Genomic DNA, 23,868 nt, shown 5'->3' on the forward strand with positions numbered 1-23,868 from the left:
ATCAGGTGCGCTTTCAATGTCCGGCATCGAACCTGCGGGCGATCCGCTGCCGATCATCGACAAGGAAGAAGTCGAGCCGCGTTTTCGCGCGGTCGTGGCGCGCAATGGCGAGCGCCGTGGTATCCGGCTCGAGAAAATCTATTGGGAAGGCCTTAGCCGCATGTCGGCGGCAGGCAAGATAACGACCGGCGACCTGGTTCAGTACACCGCGGCCCAGATGCCGGAGGGAGGCAATCTCACCTCGCTGCTGCGCGTCCTCAGCCTCAAATGGGCGCTTGGGCGGCTGGCGACGGTCGAGGAAGTCTCCTCGCTCGAAAATCTCGGTGCGCTGGTTCAGGCATCGCCGTCCCCGACGGTCGTGCTGACCCGTGAAAAGCGGCTGCAGTTCTTCAACGAACCTTTTCTGGTCATGCTTCGGCAGCGGTTGGTGGGGGAGGATACGTCGCAGCTGATGAAGACCCTGAAGTTCTCGATCGACACGCAGATCGAGGACGCAATGGATACGCTGCAGATGAACCGCGGCAAGACCTTGAATACCGGTTTTACGATTTCCTGTGCCAGGCAGGTCATCAAGGGGCAGATCAATCTGGCCCTTGCCCCGGCACACGAGAAGCCGATGCTGATCGGCTATATTTCCCGTTATTGACGTCCAGGGCCGGAGCGCATCGCATCCCGGCCCAGAAAGCTCAGAAGTTTACACCTTCGCCCGGCGCAATCTTTTCCAGCGGCGTTGCCATCGCGACGTTCTGGTCCTTGCGGCGGGAGCCGTGCAGGTAACCCTTGCCGCCCTTGATCGAATAGAGCGGCATGTAGTCGGGAAGCTGCGTGTCCAGGAGAACCTGGTTGCGCATGTTGTCGAGGATGAAGAACTTGCCGCCGGCTTCGACCGAAAGGACGGCGTGGTAGAAGTGACGCTTCTGGTCGAACAGGACGACGATCGACATCTGGTCGGGGTCGATGCCTTCCGCGCGAAGTGCCGCCATCTTGAGGATCGCGAAATCTTCGCAATCGCCCTGCTGTTGGCTCAGCGTTTCGCGGGGCGTGCTCCAACGGTCGGTAACCTTGTAGGCGTCCTGGTCGGTGCGGTAGCGAATGGATTGGTTCACCGCGGCATTGACGGCGTTGAGCTTGTCGCGGATCGACGATTGCGATGTGTTCAGACCAACGAGCTGGATGGCGGCGAAGGCCGGGCTGCAACCCTTGCCGTTGCATTTTACCGCGGTGCCGTTGTCCATTTCTTCGAGAGCGGGCGCGAGCTTCTTCAAGGCGGCAAGGCGCTTGAAGGGGATGGCGACCGTATCGAACACGGCGCCGTTGGGCGCTCTCGGCTCTGCGCGCTTGGATGGAGACAGGTCGGCCGGCTTGAGCGCGGCCTCGATCACATTCGCAGGTCTTGCCGCGGGCAGGGCGATCGTCGAACCGAGCTGGCTGAATGTCTGAAATGCTGCGGCAACCTGTACATTCCGGAACGCAAGCGACGCCATGATGGAGAGTGGCGTCGGAAGATATTCCAGGACGTGAGTTCCGATAACGGCTGCGCCGGTTCCAGTATTTGTGGGAAACTGTTGGTTCGCGCTTGGAGCGGAGATTGCAGCGGAAGCAATCAATGGAAATGTGAGAGCTGTAGCGATTGCGACTTTCAGTATATTCTTCTTATTCGCCATTTTCTATCTCCCCTGATAGAGAGATACTAACAAGCGCTACTGAATTTCTGGTTTTTGAAGATAGATAATCTATAAGTAATTTATTTGAGATAAAACGTATAAAATTTTATATTTCTATGTGGACGCTTGTTAATGATTTTTGTCTGGGATAGCATGGTGTTGCCACAACCAAGAAGGCCGCAGAGTGGTCCAGGAAATGCCCCAGGGACGTTCGTTTTTTTATCCTTCAGATCTCGCCGACGTTACTCAGAATGCCTTCCGAATGACGACGCGCCTGCGTCGGATACGCATATCGCTGTTGGGTTTGTGGGCTGCCGCAGTCCTGTCCGGATGCGAGTCCTCGTCCGTTGCCGACAAGGTTCTCGACGACAAGGCGCTGAAGCCGCCGCCATCCGTGGTTGAGGAAACATTCGGGCGCGGCTCGACGGAAGTTACCGTGCTTCTGACCAAGGCGCCGAACGGCATCTATGAGGGAGCTGCGCGCGACATACGTGACGGTGCGGCACTTGCCATCGGCGAACTTGACGATGCCGGCGTCATGAAGATCAAGGTGATCGACGTGGCGGGGGGGGCGGCTGCCGTTGCCCCGGCGCTCGCCGCTGCCAGGGCACGCAATTCCGGTCTGCTGATCAGCTACGCGCCGCAGGCGACGACGGCGGCGATTGCCGCCATTCCGGCCGATCAGCGACCGCCGTTGATCAATCTCTCAAGCCCCGTGGCCGGCGCGAACGTCTTCAATTTCGGGTTCGACGAGGTGGCGAGTGTTGCGCGGGGTGTGCGCCCGGTGATCGCCTCCGGCCATAAGAGAGTTGTCGTCCTGACGCCCAACAGCATAGCCGGCGTCGATGAGGAGCGCCTGAGATCCGCGGTCGGCCAGGCCGGCGGTGCGCTGATCGGCGTGGTCCGTTATGATCCAGCCGCGCCGCTTGGCGATCTGCTTACCCGCAACAAGGCTCTGCTCGATGATGCCGGTGCCCTGGTATTGATGGGAGACTCTGCGGCGGTCGGAACCATCCTCAAGGGTGTCAGGGCCTCTTTCGCCAAGCTGGCCGTGGTCGGAACCAGCCACTGGCCAATAGAGCTTTATGCCGATCCGGCTGCCTCCAATGTCATCATCGCAGCGGCCGATCCGGACGCCTCCCTTTTGATCGGCGAGCGATATCGCCGCTTCAACAAGCGTTCGCTCTCGGTCTATGCCGCGGAGGGTTACGACAGTATCGCGGTCGCCGCCGGCATCGTCAGAGGCAAGGGTGCAACGGCGCTGACACCGGAGGCGCTGACGACGAAGACGGGGTTTCGAGGCGTTACGGGCCTTTTCCGTTTCACGCCGGGCGGAATGACGGAGCGCAAGATCGGGCTTTACAAGATCGACGGCGGCCGGCTGGTGGCCATCGAGCCGAAGGCTGTCAGCTTCTAAAGATGCGTGCCGTCGCCGACGGTGGAGATCGTCCTGTAGCCGACAGCTAAGCTTAAACGGCGTGGCGCATCGACGGGCGCACGGGCGTTGACCTGCTTTGACGCACGGGTATCGCCGCCGGATTTCTTCCATCCGGGAGCAAATCCTCAATCTGCCGGTCGGGACGAAAAAGGAGTTCGGCTTCTCCTGTCTTTTGGTGCGTGGCGCCCTTTCAGGCGTGCGCTATTTCCCAGACACTGCGAGCCGAATATTATCCAACGGAAAGACCGGGAGATTTTACATGGTTGAGTATCGCTATCTGGGCCGCAGCGCCCTCAAGGTTTCGCCGCTGACGCTGGGGGCCATGATGTTCGGCAACCAGGCGCCGGACGACGTGGCCTTGCGCATCATCGACAAGGCGCGAGACCAGGGGATCAACTTTATCGATACCGCCGACGTCTACCACGATGGCAAATCGGAGGAGGTGGTCGGGCGCGGCATCAAGGCTCATCGCGACGACTGGGTCGTGGCGACGAAGTTCGTCAATTTCCACAACAACAAACCCAACCAGGGCGGCCATTCGCGCAAATGGGTCTTCCAGACGGTCGAGAACTCGTTGCGCAATCTGGGCACCGATTACATCGACATCCTCTATTTCCACCGTTCCGTTTTCGATGCGCCTCTGGATGAGCCGATGCGGGCCATCGCCGATCTGATCAAGGCCGGCAAGCTGCGCTACTTCGGCGTTTCCAATTTCCGCGGCTGGCGTATCGCGGAGGTATCCCACCTCGCCGATCAGCTGGGAATCGACAGGCCGATCGCCAGCCAGCCGCTCTACAACATCGTCAACCGCACGGCCGAAGCCGAGCAGTTGCCGGCTGCTGCCGCTTATGGTCTCGGTGTGGTTTCCTACAGCCCGCTCGCGCGCGGTATCCTTACCGGCAAGTACAATGTCGGAGAGGCGCCAGCCGCCGACACGCGCGCCGGGCGCGGGGACAAGCGCATGCACGACGTGGAGTTTCGAGAGGAATCGATCGCGATCGCCAAGCAGATCGCGGAGCATGCACAAGCGAAGGGGATTGCGGCTGCGGATTTTGCGCTCGCCTGGGTGCTGAATAACCAGCTTGTCACATCGGCGATTGCCGGCCCGCGCACCGAGGAACATTGGGACGGTTATGTCCGCGCGCTGGAGGTCAAGTTGGAAACGGAGGACGAGGCGCTGGTCGATCGTCTGGTCGCAACCGGCCATCCGTCGACACCGGGCTTCACCGATCCGGCTCACCCGGTCGAGGGGCGCGTCGCCCGCTCGGCAGGTGGATCGGCGGCGGTCACTCCGCTCACGCGCTCGCAACGCGTCGCCTAGCCGATACGAGCGATCAGGAACCTGGGTTTGGGAGCTCTATAACTCAGCGACTAGCGCTCGATATCGAAAGCCAGAATTCCCTGGGGCCTCATCCGAATGGGCAGTTCCATTTCTCGAGGTCCGCTCTATCTGCGGGTAATCCGGGGTTTTCTCTCAAAGGCATACATGACTTCAGCAGATTCCGAGACGGAAACGACGGATGTCTGCATCGTCGGCGCAGGCCCCGTCGGGTTGGCACTTGCTCTGAAGCTGGAGGCACTCGGGCTCTCCGTAATCCTGTTCGAAATGGGCGCGGGCGGAGCGGTGGAGCGTGCCGGTGCAGGCGAGATCGAATTCACCAACGACCATCATGCTCCTTCCATGGCGATGTCCCGTCCGGGCATCGGTGGTGCGTCGGCGCTCTGGGGCGGTCGGTGCGTCACTTTCGACGAACTGGATTTCGAGGTGCGGGACCATGTGCCGTTTTCCGGTTGGCCAATTTCCCATGAGGAGCTTCGCCGCCACTATCCGGAAGCGCTGACATTCCTCAACTGCAATGCCGGCGAGCCTGCTTTTGAACCGCTCGGTGTCTCGGATAATGGGATCGACACGAACGCCCTGGAGCGGTGGAGCCGGTTTCCGGATCTCGGCCCGATTTACGGAGAGAGGCTCAAGGCCTCCAGGCGTATTCGCCTCGTGAACGCGACCGTCGCCGGCATCACGCTCGATGCGTCCGGCACGCGTGTCGAAAGTCTCACGGCCTACAGCGCCGGACAGGAAAGCCAGATCAGGGCAAGAACTTTCGTCCTCGCGGGAGGAGGGCTCGAGAACGCCCGCCTGCTGCTCGCGTTGCGGGAGCGGCGGCCGGAAGCATTGGGCGGTCCCGACGGTCCGCTCGGACGCTTCTACCAGGGGCATCTGACTGGCTACATTGCCGTGCTGCAATTCGACAAGCCCAGGCTCGCGAGCCACTTCGCCTTCAATATCGACGACGAAAACTATATCTTCCGTCGCAGGCTGCAGGTCACGCCGGCGATCCAGGCGGAGGAGAAGCTCCTCAACTGCGTCTTCTGGATCGACGCGATTTCGATTGCCGATCCCGTGCATGGTTCGGGTGCCCTGTCACTCATCTACCTGTTCCTCAAGATGTTCGGTCTCTATCGCCGCCTTTCGAAAGGTCTGGCGCCGACAGCCAGGGGCCTCGAGAACATCGATCGCCGACAGCATTGGCGGAATATCCGCACCGATCGCCGGTCGGCATTCGATCTGTTCGGATCGGCTCTCAACATGCTGGAGCGACGCATCGAACCCTGGCGCACGCTCATCAATCCAAAAGGTCGCTATCTGCTTCGCTACCATGCCGAACAGGTGCCCAATCCAGAAAGCCGGGTCTACCTGCAACCTCAGGGCCGAGCGGGCACGCAGGCCGGTCTTGTGGTCGACTATCGAGTGACCGAACAGGACGTAAGTTCAGTCCTGAGATCGCATGAGATTCTCGATACGTGGCTAAGACGAACAGGGCTCGGAAGACTGGAATATCTGCATGACGCGCTCCAGCGGCGGGGGGCGGTGCTGAACCAGGCATTCGACGGCTATCACCAGATCGGCCTCAGCCGCATGTCCGGCGACCCTGATGATGGCGTGACCGATGCCGATTGCCGCGTGCATGGCATCGGCAATCTTTATCTCGCCGGCAGCGGCCTGTTCCCGACAGGAGGCCATGCAAACCCGACATTGCCGGCCGTGGCGCTGGCGCTCCGGCTCGCCGAACACCTTTCCGAAAAGCTCAGGCGATGATGGTTCGCCGGGGTCTGGAGGGGTAGGTCAATGCGGGGGACTTCCGGCGAAGGGTCAGCCGGCCGGCGGCGTAGAACATCAGGAACGAGCCGATCTGGTAAGGGAAAAGCACGTCGACCTCCACGAAAGCCCGGATCAGCAACAGAATGCTCAGCGCGCATAACAGCGTCGAGCCGGGATCGCGGTCGCGGCTCAGCATCGCGCTCAGATGGCCGAAGACGTTTGTCAGCATGATCATGCAGAGCAGGGCGAGCCCGACGAGGCCGGTCTCGACGGCAACCTCGATGAACGTGTTGTGGAAATGGAACCCGCTGCGGGCGGTGATGAAAAAGTCGTCCCACAGTCTCTCGGCATCGGCGAAGCCAGGAACCCAATAGCCCTGATAACCGGTGCCCAGAATCGGGTTTTCGCGTATTGCCTCGATACCCTGCTGCCAGAGATAGGTCCGTCCCGTCAGCGTCGAGTCCTTGCCGAATATGCCGAGGACCGCATCGACCGCGCCGACCTGGAGTGCGCCGATCACCGCGACCACTGCAATCACCACCAGTCCGGCGACCAGCAGCTTGCGGTGATTGGGGGCAAGATGCGCGACCGGCATATAACCGAGGCAAAGCGCCAGAACGCCGGCTGTGGTGATGGCAGAAGTCGCCGACTGCGAGGCGAGAAGGCAATAGGCGCTCAGGAGGCCGACGCCGCCCGAAGCCATCAGCCAGAGACCTTTCTGCCGCCAGATGAGCAGATAGGAGGCTGCGAAGAGAAGGCCGAGGGAGGCATAGAAGCCGAGCTGGTTCTTCGAAGAGAACGCGCCAACGAAACTGTAGCTGCCGTCGATCGCGTCGTAGAGGTAGGTCCCGAACAGCATGGAAAACAGGAGCACGATCGCCGTGCCCACGATAGCGCCGCGGGTCAAAGTCAGCACGCTGATTGTGCGCATGGCGATCAGCGCGCAGACCAAATGCGTCAGGTATTGTATCGCGGTGCGCAGCGAGATGCCGAAGGCCGGCGACCAGAAGGCGGAAATGAAGCAGAACAGCGCAAAGCCGAATATCCAGAGATATCTGATGTAGTTGCCGAGAGCCCGCCGATAGTCGGCGAGCAGCAGCAGGAACCAGACGCCGTAATAAGCGAGGATCGAAATCTGCCCGAACCGGCTCGAATAGGCGAACACGAAGAAGGACAGCGCGACCGCAGCCACGCCGTAGACTTCGTTGCGAGCCGGATCGACCAGCGCAGATTTGGCAATCCTCATGCGATCCTCATTGCATCAGGAGTTCGGCGGTGACCTTGACGACGTCGCCGGGCAGAAGCTTGTCGTTTTCGCCGACGACAACTTCCTTGGGCCCCTGGCCGTCGTCCCGCACCACGGTGTATTTGATGGTGGCAGACTTGCCCGAGGGGTCGAATTTCAGCGCCTCGGCCGACTGAGCCACGGCTTCCGACATCAGTTCGCGGCTGGTGCCGAGCTGCAGGCCGAGCTTTTCGAGTTCGGCATCGGTGTTCTGCAGCTCCTGGGCGCGCTGGGCCTCCCAGTCGTTGCGCAGGTTGATCTCGTCCTGGTTCGCCTTGTTGATATCCTGCTTGGCGCGAAGGGTGGAGGTGTCGATATCGAGGAGGTTCGCTTCGATGGTCGCGGCTCTTTCCTCGGCGGTGATGCGGCGGCTGGATGTCGCCAGCCCCTGTTCGGTCAGCTTCGCCATCTTTTCGCGATCCTCGCTGACGAGCTGCAACTGCCGCTTCTGAGTCTCGTTCTTCTGGCTGAGCGACTGGACCTCGTTTTCGAGCAGCGTGCGCAGGTCGCTGAGTGCCTTCAGCTGAAGTTCGTAACGTTCGCGCCGCGATTTCATCAGCGAGGCTTCGCTGGCGATCAGCTTTTCCGCGTTGCCGACCTCCTTGAGTTCCGCCGGAACTTTCAGTTCGGTGGCGCCGGCGACTTCCGCAAGCAGCCGGGCACGGCGAGCGAGAAGCCGGCTGCGCTCGGAATCGTAGACGGAGGCGTCGCCGCGGGCATTGATGAAATCGCGGGCGAAGCGCTGGCCCGAATCGGACCGGAGAAGGCCGCCGGCAAGGCTGACGGCCTTCAGCACGGTGAGGCTGGGAGTAAAGGGATATTCGCCCGGCGTGTGTACGTCGCCGGCCAGGAAAACCGGCCGGAACTGGGCGATTTCCACGGAAGCCGACGGCAGGTTGCGCAACGCGAACTTGCCGCGCAACTCCTCGCCGATGGTTTTCGCCACCTCGCCCGCCGTCTTGCCGGCCGCCGGGAGGTCGCCGATGAAGGGAAGCGAGAGTGATCCGGTCGGCCCGATGGTATAGTCGCCGCTCACCGCATCCCAGTTGCGGATCGTGCCGTCGGCCGGCTGCCACTCCGCGACGCGGATTCGCAGCTTGTCCATCACGCCGAGGCGATAGCCGGTCTCGTCCGCAGTCGCGCTACTGGCCAGAGCGACTGTGATCGCACCGGCCAGGAAACATAAAGCACGCAGGCCCCTCGCGGAGGCGGTTTGTGTCTGCATGGATTTTTCCTTCAAAAGGCGCGGAACCAGGTCCGCGCTCGAAGCCCGCCAAAATCGCCGATCCCGTCAAGGGGCCGACGCTTCAGCAGAGCCAACGGATGATCAGTAACTGCCGCGCGCCATGCAGACGGCGGGGATCGTTTTTACGATGATGGCGACATCACCGATGAGCGACCAGTTCTGGACATAGTGGGTATCGAACGCGATACGGCTGTCATAGGAAACGTCATTGCGGCCGCTGATCTGCCAAAGCCCGGTGAGGCCCGGGCGCGTGCTCAGGTAGTAGGCCGCAAAGTTGTCGTAGAGGTTCAGTTCCTCGTCGACCACTGGGCGAGGGCCGACAACGCTCATTTCACCCCGCAGAATGTTGAGAAGCTGCGGAAGCTCGTCGAGGCTGAGCTTGCGCAGCACGGTGCCGACGACCGTCACGCGGGGGTCGACCTTGAGTTTGCGCGTCGCTCGCCATTCATCCGCGGCTTGCGGGTTGGCTTTCAGGTGGTTCCGCAGGACTTCGTCGCCATTTACGGCCATCGTGCGGAACTTGAGGCATTTGAAGGTGCGGCCGTTATGGCCGATCCGGGGATGGCCATAGAAGACAGGGCCATGGTCGGTAAACTTCACCAGGGCCGCGATCATCAGGAAGATGGGACTGAACAGGATGAGGGCTAGGACTGCGGCGGTGATGTCGAAACTGCGTTTTGCCAAGCCCCCAGTTGGGAGAGTCATGCGGGCTTGGTCTGACGTTGAGAACGGCGAACCTGCCGAACGTGTCGCTGACTTCATAGAGTGAACTCCACTTAGGTTTTGCGATAGTCGGTGCCATTACGGCGCGTCATTGAGCGTTAATGTGATAATAAGTCTGTGTTCGCAATTTGATGAAGATCAAACTTTTCCGCCAGCCGCCTCGGGCAGGGGGTGGGGGGCGATTCCCAACCCGTGATTGGGCGGGAACAACTTGGGAGATATACGCCGCAAGTACAGTCAATACTGTAGAAGGCGTGTAAAATTGGCCATGGAGCCAATATTAGCATCTTGGCGCAAGCTTACCCCGGCATCCTCTCCTGTCGCTCGCCTAGTCATAAGATGCGCAGCTTCTTGGCGATGGGGACCAAAGTAGCTTCCGTCTAGGACCAAAGGCCCATTCTTGTTGCGTCGCAATACAATGCTGCGGTGCAACAATGGTTGGCGGGCTCGCGTGAGCTTTGTAACAAAAGTTGATCGGGTTTTGTGGGGGTTGAGAGAACTGGCCGCGGATTTCGTTCCAACCCGAGCGAATCCGGGCGAAAATGTGGCAAAACCGAGGCGTGAGGCCTGCGGTACTGAGATAAAGATCGATCCATTGCCTGCAGTATTTATCGGGAACCTCGAGGACCTTACGAAAGTTTCACCAATAGCTGGCACTATCGGGATCGGAAAACTTGAATCCTCTCCGCCAGACTCATATGGTTGTTTTATCAGGAGAGGAGCCTGAAAAGCCTAAAACGGAACATTTATGTTCGGGAGGAAGGATCATGTACGCGCCGCGCGTCTTTATCAGCATGACAGGGACTCTGCTCGTGTGCGCGGTGGCTGCGTACTTTATCACCGGATCGTTCTATACGGCATTTATACAGACCCTGATCTGTGCCGTCCTGATCCAGGCGGGATATTTCGTCGCCATCCTCTATCTGGTCCGTCGTGAAAAGCAGTTGCGGGATACCGGCGTAACTTCGGATGCCGCTGCGACTGCCAAGAGCTCAAAGGACAGCAGCCGGCGTGACGGGCTGCGTGCCGATCCCGCTTCGCACCTCCCGGCCGGCGATACCTGAACGAAATCACGCTTTTTTCTGCCAGTTCCACACGAGGGCCATTTTCCTGAGCCCATAATTGCATCGCGATGCAACATGGAGTGGGCTATGGCGGAAAACGCTTCTCAGACGATCTGCGTCATCATCGCGGTCAAGAATGCCGCGGAAACGATTGGAATCGCGATCCAATCCGCCTTGAACGAGGGTCGTGTCAGCGAGGTCGTGGTGGTCGATGACGGTTCGACCGATGGCACCGCCGATGTCGCGCGCAGGGCCGATGACAAGTCGGGGCGGCTGACCGTTGTTTCGTTCGAAAAGAATCGCGGCCCCTCTGCCGCCCGCAATCATGCGATCGCCATATCGCGCGCGCCGCTGATCGGCATACTCGATGCGGACGACTTCTTCTTCCCCGGCCGGTTTGCGCCGATGCTGGAGGAAGACGGGTGGGACCTCATCGCCGACAATATCGCCTTCATCTACGAACCGAGCGGACCTGTCCGTCCGGAACGGTTCGAGACCCGAGCCCGGACCATGTCGCTCGTCGAATTCGTGGAAGGAAACATCTCCAAGCGCGGCGTCAAACGCGGTGAGACAGGTTTCCTGAAGCCGGTGATGAGCCGGGCTTTCCTCGACGCCCACGGCCTCCGCTACGACGAGAACATGCGTTTCGGTGAGGATTACGACTTCTACGCCCGGGCGCTTGCCAAGGGCGCGCGCTACAAGGTGATCGAGCATTGCGGCTACGGCGCCATCGTGCGCCAGGACTCGCTGAGCAGCCGGCATCACACTGACGACCTGCGCAAGTTCTACGAAGCGGACGACGCGCTGCTTGCAGATCCGGCGCTTGGCGAAGAGGAGAGGGCAGTGATCGTCCGACATCGCGACCATACGCGCGACCGCTACGAGCTGCGTGCCTTCCTCGACATCAAATCGCAGGCGGGGAACGGTGCAGCCATCCGGCACCTGCTCTCCCGCCCGCAGGTCCTGCCGGCCGTTGCGACGGGCATCTTCCTCGACAAGCTCGATCTCCTGCGGGCGAAGTCGTCCAAGCCGCAGGCGCAGCCGGCCGGCATGCGCTATCTTCTGCCCGGCATACCCGCCGTTCAGAAATAGTCGCGGCGTATCCCTTCCAGCATCGTCCGGAATTTCTCCTTGCGCTCGTCCAGAACCTCGACGGGGCTGAGCCGCGGTTCTGCCCGGCTTGCCTGCCAGAGCGCCAGCACGGACGGAGCTGCAAGCAATTGCTTCGCCATGCCGCGAAGGCCAGTCTGCGGTGGCGGCGTACGGGTAATGACCTCGCCGCCGTGCGGCTCCGGCGCCGCCTCATGTGCGGGTCGCTCACCGTCGAAGCTGAAGCCCCAGAAGCGCGAACGCTTCGCCACCGCTTCTGCGCGGGTGGAGACCGGCACGTAGCGAGGTTCGTAAACCGTCCCCACCGATGCGGCCCAGTCGTTCCACTTGAAATTGTTGATGGAACGGGAGCTGCTGACGGCCACCCACGGCACCCGGAAGGCATCCGCCAGGATCGCACCATGCATGGATTCGGCGATGATCAGCTCCGACTGGGCGATATGCCGGATGACCGATTTCGCCTCGCCGCGCGGATCGAGATAGGTGAGGCCGACGGGCTCGCAGACGGCGTTCCACATGCCGAATTCCGCGGATTCCCAATGGGGAATGAAGGTCTTCTTGTGGATTTTCGGCAGGTTCTGGAATTCCGGCATGTCGGCGATCATTGCCGCCGGGTCGGTGATCGCCTTGTCGGGTGAAATGCCGAGTTTGGCGGCCGTCATCGGGCCGCGGACTGCCCGCACGTCCCATTCGGCCGCGTCGGCGACATCAGGCGGCGTGCCATAACCGTAGCCGCTGCCGATAACCAGTTTCTTCTGGCCCGCAGGCAGCAGGACCGGATTGAGGACGGTGCCGACGCCGACCAGCAGGACCTCGGGATGGACGTCCCGAAAACCGGGAAGCAGGGCGTCCCAGAGCCAGAGATTGAGATCGTCGCCGAAATTGCCGTGATGCGATTCCCAGTAGTACGCTTTCATGCGGGCCTCCGTGGGATGATGAAATTAAAAGGAAACACAGGCATTTAGCGTGCGTTGCGGCCGAGCTTCCCGGCCCCGAGTTCGAATGCCGCCCGGATCAGCGCGGGATCGCGCATCACCCAACGGGCGAGCAGGCCGAGGTCCGGCGCCTGGCGGCGTTTCACCCGTCCGGCCTGGCTCCAGAGGGCCTGCCGCCGGGCCGTGTTCTTGTAGGATGCGATCGAGGCGACGTCGCTGGGGCGGGAACGGAAACGCTCCTCCAGCGTATCGAGCGCCACCCAGGTGTTGAACTGCTGTCGCAGGAACTGCGGCGACCGATTGTCGATGCTGTGAAAGATGTTGAGGCCCATGCCGCGGGCGGCGCCCTCTTCGTCGCAGAGCAGGGTTCGCTTCGATTTGAGGATGCAGTCGACGAAGAACAGCACGTCTTCGGCCGCCAGCCGTAGCGAGGGCTCGAAACGGACCGTTTCGAAGACCGGTCGGGCGATGACCATGCAGGAAAGATGGAGGAAGCTCCAGTTCTTCAGCATGACGCTTGCGAGATCCGGCATTTCGATCAGGAGCGGGTTTTCGGAAAGCCGCGTACCGCCTTCCGTCTGTTCGAGTTCGGCCATGCCGAAGTGGTAGTAGAACTCGTCGCTCGCCTGCATCGAGGCCCAGTAGCACTCGGCATCGAAGCGGCTCATGCTCTCAAACGCATTCTTCAGATGATCCGGCAGCCAGACGTCGTCCGAATCGAGAAGTGCTGCGTAACGGGTGGCAGCGGGAATGTTGTCGAGGCCGGTATTGCGTGCCGCACCCGGCCCGCCGTTCTGCTGGCGGATTACGCGGATGCGGGATCTCCATGCATCTTCAATGCCTTGAAGCTCCATCTCCGCGGATAGGGGCGACTCGTCGTCGACAATGACTATATCGAAGTCCTGATAGGTCTGATCGAAAATCGATTTCAGCGCGCGGCGAAGAATGCCGGCTTCCTTTTGGAAATATGGGATAACAACCGTGAACGTCGCCATGTTTTGCCCCTGCCTTTTCAAAGAATTACAAGCCTCTGACGTCTGTCGGGCTCCGGGTTGACGGCAGTGCGCTGCCGTATCGAATGACCTCCCGTAACAGGATTTGACCCTATGGCTCCCACCAAGACGATCACACTGGCGCTCGGCCGAGCGCGCTATCAAAGACCGTTACATTCGGGCTGAAATTTGTCACGGGCTCCAATCTGGCAAGACCGCGGGCCTTAGAAGACCTCGCGTCGGCCCCCCGAGGCACCACCCGGTGTTGTTTTCGGCGATGATCTTCCGGCCGTCCTGCGCATCTTCGCAGCGCAGTTAACGAAGCCTTATCTGGAGGCGGTCAGCGGTGGAGCAGCCGGGGGAGACCCATCAATTGCCGCTTTTTTAAAGATTGAGCGCCGGTTTGCAGAAAATTTTGGGCGTCGCCCGCCGCCGCGGATTCGGGTATCGCATCCGGAGGCCGGCTTTGCCTGATTGCGTCCCAGATTTGCCTAGATTCTGCCACATTCCGTGCGCGCTTCAGGGCGGGGAGGTACATGGATACGAAGGTTTAGCCGTTTCGGCCTATTGCAAAAAGATTTTTTTGTGCTGTTGCGATGCAGCATTAATAGCCCCGAAGTGGGCCCTGACCCCTTGAAAACCCTAAGTCCCCGAAGCCGTATCGGACGCCGAGACGGGAGCCTCTTCGAGCCTCAGTATTTCCGCGCGGGTTGCTTTTTTGCTGCGCCGCCACATTTTGCGCCAAACTGGGCCCGATCCTTTTTGCGTGACTGCGGGCTCAAGTCTGCTCTGATTGAAACGGTGGTGACGGGAGGCACTGCCCAAAAAGGGTGACTCGTTTGACTGTCGATCCAAACATATCCTCCCGTATCAATCTGATGCGTATCCTGCTGATCTCCGGCATACTCTTCGTCCACGTGCCGCACGATCCCGCGACCAACCCCTTCCTGGGGCTGAATGGTCTGTTCGATTGGTTCAGGGTTTTCCTCGGGGACAGCCTGTTCCGCATCGGCGTGCCGTGCCTCAGCGCGATTTCCGGCTACCTGCTGTTCCAGCGTGGCTGGGAGACGTTCGACTATGCCAAGACACTTCGCTCCAAGGCGAGGACCGTCCTGGTACCTTTCCTGTTGTGGAACCTCGGTCTGCTTGGGGCCGTGCTCGCCATCCAACCCATGGACATCGGTATTGGGTATTTCCCCGATCTCTGGAACCTCCCGACACGGGAATTCCTGGACAACGCATTGGCCACGGAAGGATTGCCGATCAATATTCCGCTCTACTTTCTGCGCGACCTGATCGTCTGCATCATTCTGTCGCCGATCCTTGCCATGGCGGTGGGGCGCTTTCCGGCGGCGACGCTTGGCGTGCTGTTTCTGCTGGCGATCACTCCCGCATTGACGCTCGGCATCGTCCTGAAGAAATCGATCCTGTTCAGCTTCACCCTCGGCATCTTCCTGGCGCTCAACCGGGTGGATCTCAAGGCCGCGGACCGGTTTGCGGGGCCGGGTATTGCAGCGGTGCTCGCCGCCGCTGTGCTGCTGTCCATCGGCCTCTACTGGACCGGCCCGGATTTCCCCTGGCCTCTCGACATGGCGCGCAGTGCGCTTTCGATTGTGGGCGCCGGCGGGTTCTGGCTGATGTCGGCGATCGTCATTCGTTCCTGGGCCGGCCAGCGACTTGCCGCCACCGGAAGCCTGAGCTTCTGGATGTTCTGCGCCCACTACCCGCTGCTCGTCCTGATGTGGATGGTGTGGAACCGGGTGGCAGGTGACGCGCTTTATCCCGTCTTCTACGTGACCGCTGCCGTCGGCAGCTTTCTCATTCTTTATGTCAGCAACCGTCTCTTCTCGCGCAGAATGCGCGGTGTGTACGAGGTGTTGACGGGCAGCCGCGGTCGCAAGGCCAAGCTTTCGGCCGCCGCCAAGTCCCACTCACCCGCCGGGGCCAACCATCCCGGCGAACCCGCAATGACGCAACAGCATAGGTGAAACATGACGGCCAAGGCCAGACAGATTCAACTAACCTGCACGGTTATCATCGCCGCCTCGGTGTCCGGACTTCTCTCCCCCGCAGCATACGCCCAACAGGGTGCTGCGGGTCAGTCCTTCGTGGAGAACTTCGACAGCCTCGATCGTTCCGTCTGGTACGTCTCGGACGGCTGGAACAACGGCAAGCACCAGAACTGCACCTGGTCGAAGAAGCAGGTGAAGGTCGAAGGCAGCGCCTTGCAGCTCACCTTCACCGGAGACAAGACCGGCGACCGCGACTTTGCCTGCGGGGAAATCCAGACCAAGGCGCGTTTCGGCTATGGCACCTACGAGGTGCGCATGAAATCCGCGACGGGCTCGGGGCTCAATTCGGCTTTCTTCACCTATATCGGCCCCACCGACAAGAAGCCGCATGACGAGATCGATTTCGAAGTGCTCGGCAAGAACACCGGCCAGGTTCAGCTCAATCAGTATGTTTCCGCCAAGGGCAACAACGAGAAGCTCGTGCCGGTCGCAGGCGGCGCGGACCAGGGCTTCAACGACTATGCCTTTATCTGGGAGGAGAGCCGCCTCCGCTACTTCGTGAACGGCAAGCTCGTCCACGAAGTGACGGACAAGACGAAGATCCCGCAAAACCCCCAGAAGATTTTCGTGAGCCTTTGGGGAACCGACACGCTCAAACAGTGGATGGGTGCATTCTCCTACACCCAGCCGACCTCGATGACCGTCGACCGGATCTCCTTTACCGCGATCGGCGAGAAATGCCGCTTTCCTGAATCCGTGCTCTGCACGCTCGGCTGAACCGCCCTGGCGGCTCGACAATGGAGTTGGACGATTTGACATTGAACGTTCTCTATCTCGCGCATGACATGGCCGACGCGGCCATACGGCGGCGGGTGCTGACCTTGAAGGCCGGCGGTGCGGCCGTCACCGTCGCGGGCTTCGAGCGCGGCTCGAACGTGCTTGCCGACGAGCGGGATGTGACCACCGTTTCACTCGGGCAGACGGCGGACGGTCGGTTTGCGCAGCGCATTGGAGCGGTTCTTGCCGCTCGCATGCGGCTGAAGCGGACGCTGGCTGATATCGCCGTGCCCGACGTCATCATCGCCCGCAACCTGGAGACGCTGGCGCTTGCCGGACGTGCCGCGTCCATGTTCAGCCGCCAGGTTCCTGTCGTCTACGAATGCCTCGATATTCACCGCCTCCTGCTCGATGAGGGAATTAAGGGCCGTCTGATGCGACAGGCGCAGCTGTCTTTCGGCCGCCGCGCCAGCCTGCTAATCACCAGCTCCCCTGCCTTCGTGGAAAATTTCTTCAAGCCGCGTTCCGGCCTCGACCTGCCGGTTCTGCTTCTGGAAAACAAGGTGCTCGCCCTCGAGCCGGAACTGGCTGCCGGGCCGCTCCAGCCCCGTCCACCGGAGCCGGGCAAGCCCTGGCGGATCGGGTGGTTCGGGGCGATCCGCTGCCGCAAGTCGCTCGACATGCTGATCGATTTCGCAGCCCGTATGGACGGGAGGGTCGAGATCGTGTTGCGCGGCCGCCCGGCTTACAGCGAGTTCGACGACTTCGATGCGAAGGTTGCCGCCGCCCCGCATGTCGAGTTCCACGGCGCCTACCGCAATCCCGAGGATCTCTCTGCGATCTACGCCGACGTGCAGTTCACCTGGGCGATCGATTTTTTCGAGGAAGGGCTGAATTCCAGCTGGCTGCTGCCAAACCGGCTCTATGAGGGCGGGTTGTACGGCGCGGTTCCGATCGCGCTTTCAGGCACCGAGACCGGCCGCTTCATCGGCAAGCGGGGCATCGGCCTGGTGCGTAATCAGGTGACGGCGGAGACCCTTGAGGTGCTGTTCAACGAGATGACGGAAGCACGCTACCTTGACCTTTTCTCCCGGCTTGCCGCCGTGGAGCGCAGCCAGTGGGTGACCGGGCCGGCGGATTGCCGCGCCCTTGTCTCGCGGCTCGCGGCTTTACATCCCAACGTTTCGTCGCCGGCAGACCTGCCGGCCGTTTCAACCGTGCAATCGTGAGGTGGAGTATGGTTTCGCGTTCTCACTCCAATGCCCAGATTTCCGATATCCGGACACTTCTGGTGATCCCGTGCCTGAACGAGGCGGCGACGATCGCGCCGCTGTTGCACAAGCTGAATGATCAGCGCGGCGACCTCGACATGCTGATCGTCGTTGCCGACGGCGGCAGCCAGGACGGCACGCCGGAGATCGTCCAGAGCCTCATCCCGGAGATCCGGGACGTCGTCCTGCTCGGCAATCCCAAGCGCATCCAGAGCGCCGGCATCAACCTCGCCGTCGATCGGTTCGGCGAGGGCCGGGACTTTCTCATCCGCATTGATGCGCATGGGGACTACCCGGACGACTATTGCCGCACGCTGCTGCAGGAGGCGATCGACATGGATGCCGATTCCGTGGTTGTCGGCATGGAGACGGTCGGTTTCGGCGCTTTCCAGAAGGCGACCGCGGTGGCGCAGAATTCCAAGCTCGGAAACGGCGGTTCGAAACATCGTGCCGGCGGTGGCGGCGAATGGGTCGATCACGGCCACCACGCGCTGATGCGGATCGAAGCCTTCCGGGCGGTCGGCGGATATGACGAAAGCTTCAGCCATAACGAGGACGCCGAGCTGGATTTCCGGCTGCGCGCCGACGCCTTCCGCATCTGGATGACTGCTAAGACCTACATGACCTATTATCCGCGTTCGAGCGCTCCGGCGCTGTTCCGGCAATATCTCGCCTATGGCCGCGGCCGGGCGAGGAACCTGATCAAACATCGCTCGATCCCGAAGCTCAGGCAGGCGATTCCGCTTGCGGTGGCACCCGTCGTTGTCGGGGCGTTGCTTGCGCTTCTCTATTGGTGGGCGGCCATACCGATGGTCATCTGGGCCGCCGCCTGCATCGGCTACGGCTTCTGGCTGGCGGTGGGTCAGAACAACCCCTACGGCCCGCTCGCCTCGCTCTCGGCGATGATCATGCATTTCGCCTGGTCGGCCGGCTTCTGGTTGGAACTGATCGGCATCCGACGACGGAGGATCGCTTGATGGCGGCAGAGGAAAGGCCGTTCCGCATCGATATCGGTATCTGCACCTACCGGCGCCCGGAACTCGCCGAGACGCTAATCTCGATCTTCGAGATTGCCGTCCCGGCGGGTGCTGAACTGCGCCTGATCGTTGCCGATAACGATGCGAGCCCGAGCGCAAGCGGGCTCGTGGATGGTCTGCGGGAGCGTTCGCCGTTCCCGATCCGCTATGTGCATTGCCCGAAGTCGAATATCTCCATCGCCCGCAATGCCTGCCTTGCGGAAAGCGATGCGGACTACCTCGCCTTCATCGACGACGACGAGACGGCGGAGCCGGAATGGCTGGTCGGGCTCGTATCGACGGCGAGGCTGACCGGAGCCGATGCGGTTCTCGGGCCGGTGAGGGCGGTCTATGGAACCCAAAGCGCCGACTGGATGCGCAAGGGCGATTTTCACTCGACCATGCCCGTCTGGGTCGGCGGGCAGATCAGGACGGGTTATACCTGTAATACCCTTCTCCATATGCGTTCGCCGGTCGTTGCGGGCCGCAGGTTCGCGCTTTCGCTCGGCCAGAGCGGCGGCGAGGATACGCATTTCTTCACCGCCTTGACGGATGCGGGCGGGCGGATCGAATTTGCGCCCGACGCGGTGATTGAAGAACTGGTTCCTGAAAAGCGGGCAAGCTTCTCCTGGCTCGCCAAGCGCAGGTTCCGTTCCGGGCAGACGCATGGGCGCATCCTTGCGACGAAGAATTCCGGCCTCGGCCGGATCAAGCAGACCGCGCTTGCCGCGCTGAAGCTCGGTTACTGCCTGGCGGTGACGGCGGCAGCCATTGCCTCTCCGGTCATCCGTATTCGCTATGCCCTCCGTGCGGCACTGCATGCCGGAGCTGTCACGGGCACGCTCGGCCTCCGCGAGATCCGCCAATACGGAGCCGCCGAAGCCACATGACGATGCATGATATGCAGGCCCCGGATTTCCAGCCCGACGTGAGCTTTGTGATTGCGGCTTACAATGCCGAGGAGACGCTTGCGCGTGCGATCGACAGTGCGCTCGCCCAGATCGGCGTGACGCTCGAAGTGATCGTCGTCGACGATTGCTCCACGGACGGGACGCGGACAATCGCGGAAGGTTATTCCGATCATCGTGTCAGGCTGATCGCCAAGGCGGTGAACGGCGGACCGGCTGCGGCTCGAAACGCCGGACTTGCCGCGGCAAGGGGCCGTTGGGTCGCCATTCTCGATTCCGACGACACGGTCTATCCCGTCAGGCTGTTGACCATGCTGGAGCGGGCCGAGGATGCGCAGGCGCAGATTGTCGTCGACAATCTCGACGTCATCCCGTTCGACCGTGGGGAGCCGCATGCGATGTTCTCCAAGGAGGCGCTGAGGCGGCAGTCGATGATGACGCTTGCCGATTTCATCGGCTCGAACGTGATTTTCCAGTCGACCTTCAACTTCGGTTACATGAAGCCGATCTTCGAACGGGCATTTCTCGTCGAGCACGGGCTGCGCTTCGACGAGGCGCTGCGAGTCGGCGAGGACTATCTGCTGCTTGCGTCGGCGCTTGCGAGCGGTGCGCGGTGCGCGATCGTGCCGGAGATCGGATATGTCTATCACCTGCGGCAGGACTCGATTTCGCGCGTCCTGGAGCAGAGCCATCTGGATGCGATGCTCGCCTCCGACAGTGTTTTTCTCGCCCGCTACAAGCTGGATGCGAAAGCCTCGACCGCCCAACGCAGGCGCACCCGCAGCATCCTCGAAGCGAGTTCATTTCTCACGCTCGTCGACGAAATCAAGAAGGGTTCCGTCGGCGGCTTCCTGAAAACGGCAATCGAAAACCCACGTGCGCTCCGACTTCTGCGCATGCCGATTGCCGTTCGCATGCGTCGACTGGTGAAACGGCCGACGTCACTTGAAAATCCGATCAATAGGGCGGGGGCGCCCTCAGAAAGGACGAAGGAATGGACATGAAAAGACCAGTTCGAAAGGCGGTGATACCCGTCGCAGGCAACGGCACTCGGTTCCTGCCGGCCACCAAGGCCATGCCGAAGGAAATGTTGACGATCGTCGATCGGCCCGTCGTGCAATATGCGGTCGACGAAGCCATGCAGGCGGGAATCGAGAACATCATTTTCGTGACCAGCCGCAACAAAACCGCGATCGAGGACTATTTCGACAGCGCGCCGGAGTTGGTCGCGACGCTGACCCGCTCGGGCAAGACGGTCCAGGTTACCCAGCTCGAAAAGATGCTGCCGGTCGCCGGCACCGTCAGCTATACGCGCCAGCAGGTGCCGCTCGGGCTTGGCCATGCGGTCTGGTGCGCCCGCGAACTGGTCGGCAACGAGCCCTTCGCGCTGCTTCTGCCCGACATGGTTTCCTATGGTCCGCAGGGCTGCATGGCCGGGCTGATGGATCTCTATGAAGAAGTCGGCGGCAATGTCTTTGCGGTCGAGGAATGTGCACCGGAAGAGACGTCGAGCTATGGTATCGTGGGTGTAGGCCATAGCGTATCGCATGGTTTCGAGGTGACGGAGATGGTCGAAAAACCGAAACCTGACGAAGCACCGTCCAATTATTACCTGAATGGGCGTTATATTCTGCAGCCGGAAATCTTCGAATTGCTGGCCCGGCAGGAGCGCGGTGCAGGCAACGAAATTCAGCTGACGGACAGCATGCACAAGCTTGCTCAGGTCCAGCCGTTCCACGCGCATCCCTATCGGGGGCGCACGTTCGATTGCGGCAGCAAGCGCGGCTTTATCGAAGCGAATGTCGCCTTCGCCATGCTTCGCCAGGATATGGGGGCCGAGATCTACGCCTCCATCAAGGAACTGATGATGTCGCACGAAACGCGGGTCAAAGCCGCCTGACGCGTATTCAAGTCATACGAGACGGATGGCGGCAATCCGCCATCCGTCCCCCAAAGCTCCAGAAAGCGGGTCCTATGGATCAGGTAAACTTCCGACCGAGAACGATATTCCCGAGCGAAACGCGGGATAACGACACGTTCATCGATCTCGACAAGCTCTGGGCGGCTGCGATCCGTCGTTCGGGCGTCATCGTCGTCTGCCTCATCGCCACCGTTGCCCTTGCCGGGCTCTATCTGGTTATGGCGCAGCCGGTCTACACCGCCCTGACGCAGATCCTCATCGACGAAAACCTTTCCCGTTACGCTGACGACCCGCAGGACAGCCAGTCGGCCCAGCAGATCGACAACCGCATGTCCAGCGCAGTCGAGATTTTGAAATCCAAGGCATTGGCCGTGAGGGTGGTAGACAAGGCCAAGCTCGACCAAAACGAAACGGTGGTCAATCCGCCGCAGTCGCCGGTCGATCTTGCCAAGGGCGCCATCCGCAGCGTCGTCGCGCTTCTGACCCCCGGCAGTCCGCCGGCTTCCGAGGAGAATATCCGGATGGGCCGGCGCGAAAAGGCGGCGGCCGTCCTGCAGCAATCGCTGACCGTGGAGCGTGTCGGCCGCAGTTCGGTGATCGCATTGTCCGTTCGTTCGCCGGATCCGCAGCTTGCCGCGATGATCACGCGGACCTATGCGGAATCCTATCTCACCGAACAGCTCAACGCCAATTTCGATGCGACGGAGCGGGCTTCGCTCTGGCTGCAGGAGCGCCTGAACGACCTCAACAGCCGCTCGCAACAGGCCTCTCTTGCAGTCGAGCAATACAAGACCCAGCACGGCCTGGTTTCGCCGCGCGGCGAGCTCCTGTCGACCCAGCAGCTTTCGGATCTCAACAGCCAGCTGATCGTGGCGCAGGCCGATGCGGCCACCGCTTCGGCGCGCTATAATCAATATCAGGCGATCATCGCCAAGGGGCCGGATGCGGCCGTGCAGAATGCCGTCGTTTCGGCCCGTGATACCGACAATTCGGTCATCCAGGATCTTCGCAAGCGTTACATCAACATTTCCGACCGCGAGCAGGGCATCATCCAGCAGTTCGGGGCAAACCATCCCCAGGCAATCGCGCTCAAGGCGGACAAGAGCGATCTTTCGCAGCAGATCTATCGTGAATTGCAGCAACTGACCGGCAGCTTCCGCAACGAGTTCGAAGTGGCAAGCTCGCGTGAAAAGTCTCTGCGTGACAGTATCGAGCGGGTCGCGGGCCGCAATTCGGAAGCGAATGTCTCGATGGTCCAGCTGCGCGAACTGGAGCAGAAGGCGGCGGCGCTGAAGACGCTCTATGAATCCTATCTCGGGCGCTTCGAAGAGGCAACGCAGCGGCAATCCTTCCCGATCGCCAAGGCTCGCGTGATCTCCGATGCCGGTCTGCCGACAGCTCCGTCCAGCCCGCGCAAGACGCTGACCATGGCGCTTTCCGTCGTGCTCGGCCTGCTGATCGGTGGGGCGACGGCGACGCTCCTGGAATTCCGCGAACGGTTCTTCCGGACCGGTGACGACGTGCAGGAAAAACTGGGCCTTCGCTTCCTCGGCTACCTGCCAATGGTGAGCGGCGCCAGTGCGGAGGAAACGCCGCCGCCGGCAACGACCGACGCCGAAGCGGCGGGAGCACCTCCGGGCAACCCGATCTCGTTCCGGCGGTTGATGCGGGTAGCGGTCGAGGCGCCGCGCTCCCAGTTCGCCGAAACGCTGCGCAATGCCAAGCTTGCATGCGATATCATGCTGCAGGATCGGAAGTGCCGGGTGATCGGCGTGGTCTCTTGCCTGCCGGGCGAAGGGAAATCCATGGTCGCCGCCAATTTCGCGGGGCTGATCGCCTCGACGGGCGTTCGCACGCTGGTGATCGACGCCGACCTGCGCAATCCGGGTCTCAGCCGCATGCTGGCCTCCGAGCCGGAAGTCGGACTGGTCGAAGTGGTGCTCCAGCAGACGCCATGGACCAATGCGGCGCGTGTCGACCGTCGGTCGCGCCTGACAATCCTGCCGATGACGACGCGCAGCAAGCAGCTCGCCCATACGAGCGAACTCCTCGCTTCTTCCGGCATGAGCCATTTCCTCGAAAGCATCAAGGATACGTTCGACGTCATCGTCGTCGATCTGGCGCCGCTCCTGCCGGTAATCGATGCCAAGGCCTTCGAGCCTTACGTCGACGGTTTTGTCTTCGTCACCGAATGGGGCGTGACCCCTGCGAAGGCGGTGCAGTCCATCATCCGGTCCGAACCGCAGATCGCCTCCAAGACGGTGGGCGTGATCCTCAACAAGACTGAGATGTCGGAGTTGCATCGCTATGCCGATCCGGGCTCGCCGGAGCGGCTGCACAGCAGCTACGTTTCATATTACAAGGAAGGCTCGGCCTCGGCGCCGCGGTAAATCTTGCGAGGGGCGG

20 protein-coding genes are annotated in these 23,868 nt (G+C 61.3%); 14 read left to right on the plus strand and 6 right to left on the minus strand.

The window, feature by feature from the left end:
- Window positions 1-16 precede the first annotated feature (16 nt).
- The gene (locus ACZ9EJ_RS00710; RefSeq protein ID WP_233954151.1) at window positions 17-646 is read left to right on the plus strand and encodes a ribbon-helix-helix domain-containing protein; all 630 of its coding nucleotides are present in this window, start codon (window positions 17-19) and stop codon (window positions 644-646) included.
- Between the two features lie 40 nt (window positions 647-686).
- Here the strand turns inward: ACZ9EJ_RS00710 and ACZ9EJ_RS00715 are convergent, their stop codons facing one another.
- The gene (locus ACZ9EJ_RS00715) at window positions 687-1,484 is read right to left on the minus strand and encodes a transglutaminase-like cysteine peptidase (protein WP_080955672.1); all 798 of its coding nucleotides are present in this window, start codon (window positions 1,482-1,484) and stop codon (window positions 687-689) included.
- A gap of 442 nt (window positions 1,485-1,926) precedes the next feature.
- Between ACZ9EJ_RS00715 and ACZ9EJ_RS00720 the strand changes: the two genes are divergently transcribed.
- The 3 genes from ACZ9EJ_RS00720 (at window position 1,927) to ACZ9EJ_RS00730 (ending at window position 6,199) form a co-directional block, all read left to right on the plus strand.
- Window positions 1,927-3,081: a type 1 periplasmic-binding domain-containing protein gene (locus ACZ9EJ_RS00720; RefSeq protein ID WP_046639357.1), complete on the plus strand. Its 1,155-nt coding sequence runs from the start codon at window positions 1,927-1,929 to the stop codon at window positions 3,079-3,081.
- Between the two features lie 280 nt (window positions 3,082-3,361).
- Entirely contained in the window at window positions 3,362-4,423 is a 1,062-nt protein-coding gene (locus ACZ9EJ_RS00725) for an aldo/keto reductase (RefSeq protein WP_046639358.1), read from the plus strand.
- Between the two features lie 165 nt (window positions 4,424-4,588).
- Window positions 4,589-6,199 (plus strand): GMC oxidoreductase, encoded by a 1,611-nt coding sequence (locus ACZ9EJ_RS00730; protein ID WP_046639359.1) that lies wholly within the window; start codon window positions 4,589-4,591, stop codon window positions 6,197-6,199.
- Here ACZ9EJ_RS00730 and ACZ9EJ_RS00735 read toward each other — a convergent pair.
- The 3 genes from ACZ9EJ_RS00735 to ACZ9EJ_RS00745 all read right to left on the minus strand — a co-directional run bounded on the left by ACZ9EJ_RS00735 (window position 6,189) and on the right by ACZ9EJ_RS00745 (window position 9,495).
- Complete coding sequence (locus tag ACZ9EJ_RS00735) at window positions 6,189-7,448, minus strand: O-antigen ligase family protein (RefSeq protein WP_046639360.1); 1,260 nt, start codon at window positions 7,446-7,448, stop codon at window positions 6,189-6,191. The genes ACZ9EJ_RS00730 and ACZ9EJ_RS00735 overlap by 11 nt on opposite strands.
- Before the next feature lie 7 nt (window positions 7,449-7,455).
- Window positions 7,456-8,712, minus strand: coding sequence for a polysaccharide biosynthesis/export family protein (locus tag ACZ9EJ_RS00740; protein WP_046639361.1), 1,257 nt, complete (start codon window positions 8,710-8,712; stop codon window positions 7,456-7,458).
- A 102-nt stretch (window positions 8,713-8,814) separates the two neighbouring features.
- Window positions 8,815-9,495, minus strand: coding sequence for a sugar transferase (locus ACZ9EJ_RS00745; RefSeq protein ID WP_046639362.1), 681 nt, complete (start codon window positions 9,493-9,495; stop codon window positions 8,815-8,817).
- A gap of 728 nt (window positions 9,496-10,223) precedes the next feature.
- Between ACZ9EJ_RS00745 and ACZ9EJ_RS00750 the strand changes: the two genes are divergently transcribed.
- Both ACZ9EJ_RS00750 and ACZ9EJ_RS00755 read left to right on the plus strand, forming a co-directional pair.
- Window positions 10,224-10,520, plus strand: coding sequence for an exopolysaccharide production repressor protein (locus tag ACZ9EJ_RS00750; protein WP_046639363.1), 297 nt, complete (start codon window positions 10,224-10,226; stop codon window positions 10,518-10,520).
- Between the two features lie 87 nt (window positions 10,521-10,607).
- Entirely contained in the window at window positions 10,608-11,612 is a 1,005-nt protein-coding gene (locus ACZ9EJ_RS00755; RefSeq protein ID WP_046639364.1) for a glycosyltransferase family 2 protein, read from the plus strand.
- On the opposite strand, the gene ACZ9EJ_RS00760 is transcribed toward ACZ9EJ_RS00755, so the two are convergent.
- Window positions 11,603-12,547, minus strand: a complete 945-nt coding sequence (locus tag ACZ9EJ_RS00760; protein WP_046639365.1) for a polysaccharide pyruvyl transferase family protein — start codon at window positions 12,545-12,547, stop codon at window positions 11,603-11,605. The genes ACZ9EJ_RS00755 and ACZ9EJ_RS00760 overlap by 10 nt on opposite strands.
- Window positions 12,548-12,591: 44 nt before the next feature.
- The gene (locus ACZ9EJ_RS00765) at window positions 12,592-13,560 is read right to left on the minus strand and encodes a glycosyltransferase family 2 protein (protein WP_046639366.1); all 969 of its coding nucleotides are present in this window, start codon (window positions 13,558-13,560) and stop codon (window positions 12,592-12,594) included.
- An 836-nt stretch (window positions 13,561-14,396) separates the two neighbouring features.
- Between ACZ9EJ_RS00765 and ACZ9EJ_RS00770 the strand changes: the two genes are divergently transcribed.
- The 8 genes from ACZ9EJ_RS00770 to ACZ9EJ_RS00805 all read left to right on the plus strand — a co-directional run bounded on the left by ACZ9EJ_RS00770 (window position 14,397) and on the right by ACZ9EJ_RS00805 (window position 23,852).
- Entirely contained in the window at window positions 14,397-15,545 is a 1,149-nt protein-coding gene (locus ACZ9EJ_RS00770; RefSeq protein WP_046639367.1) for an acyltransferase family protein, read from the plus strand.
- A 3-nt stretch (window positions 15,546-15,548) separates the two neighbouring features.
- Complete coding sequence (gene exoK, locus ACZ9EJ_RS00775) at window positions 15,549-16,346, plus strand: endo-1,3-1,4-beta-glycanase ExoK (RefSeq protein WP_046639368.1); 798 nt, start codon at window positions 15,549-15,551, stop codon at window positions 16,344-16,346.
- Between the two features lie 20 nt (window positions 16,347-16,366).
- Window positions 16,367-17,575 carry a glycosyltransferase gene (locus ACZ9EJ_RS00780; protein WP_046639369.1) on the plus strand — a complete coding sequence of 403 codons (1,209 nt, stop codon included), beginning with the start codon at window positions 16,367-16,369 and terminating at the stop codon, window positions 17,573-17,575.
- Window positions 17,576-17,583: 8 nt separating this feature from the next.
- Complete coding sequence (locus tag ACZ9EJ_RS00785) at window positions 17,584-18,594, plus strand: glycosyltransferase family 2 protein (RefSeq protein ID WP_046628691.1); 1,011 nt, start codon at window positions 17,584-17,586, stop codon at window positions 18,592-18,594.
- Window positions 18,594-19,523, plus strand: coding sequence for a glycosyltransferase family 2 protein (locus tag ACZ9EJ_RS00790; RefSeq protein WP_046639370.1), 930 nt, complete (start codon window positions 18,594-18,596; stop codon window positions 19,521-19,523). Before ACZ9EJ_RS00785 ends, ACZ9EJ_RS00790 begins: the two co-directional genes overlap by 1 nt.
- Entirely contained in the window at window positions 19,520-20,545 is a 1,026-nt protein-coding gene (locus tag ACZ9EJ_RS00795; RefSeq protein WP_046639371.1) for a glycosyltransferase family 2 protein, read from the plus strand. The genes ACZ9EJ_RS00790 and ACZ9EJ_RS00795 overlap by 4 nt, the downstream gene beginning before the upstream one ends.
- On the plus strand, window positions 20,536-21,441 hold the full coding sequence (locus tag ACZ9EJ_RS00800; RefSeq protein ID WP_046628697.1) for a UTP--glucose-1-phosphate uridylyltransferase: 906 nt from the start codon (window positions 20,536-20,538) through the stop codon (window positions 21,439-21,441). The genes ACZ9EJ_RS00795 and ACZ9EJ_RS00800 overlap by 10 nt, the downstream gene beginning before the upstream one ends.
- 74 nt (window positions 21,442-21,515) lie before the next feature.
- A complete protein-coding gene (locus tag ACZ9EJ_RS00805) occupies window positions 21,516-23,852 on the plus strand; it encodes a polysaccharide biosynthesis tyrosine autokinase (RefSeq protein WP_046628699.1) in 2,337 nt (778 codons plus the stop codon).
- Window positions 23,853-23,868 lie beyond the last annotated feature (16 nt).

The organism is Neorhizobium sp. USDA 3394 (assembly GCF_056280385.1).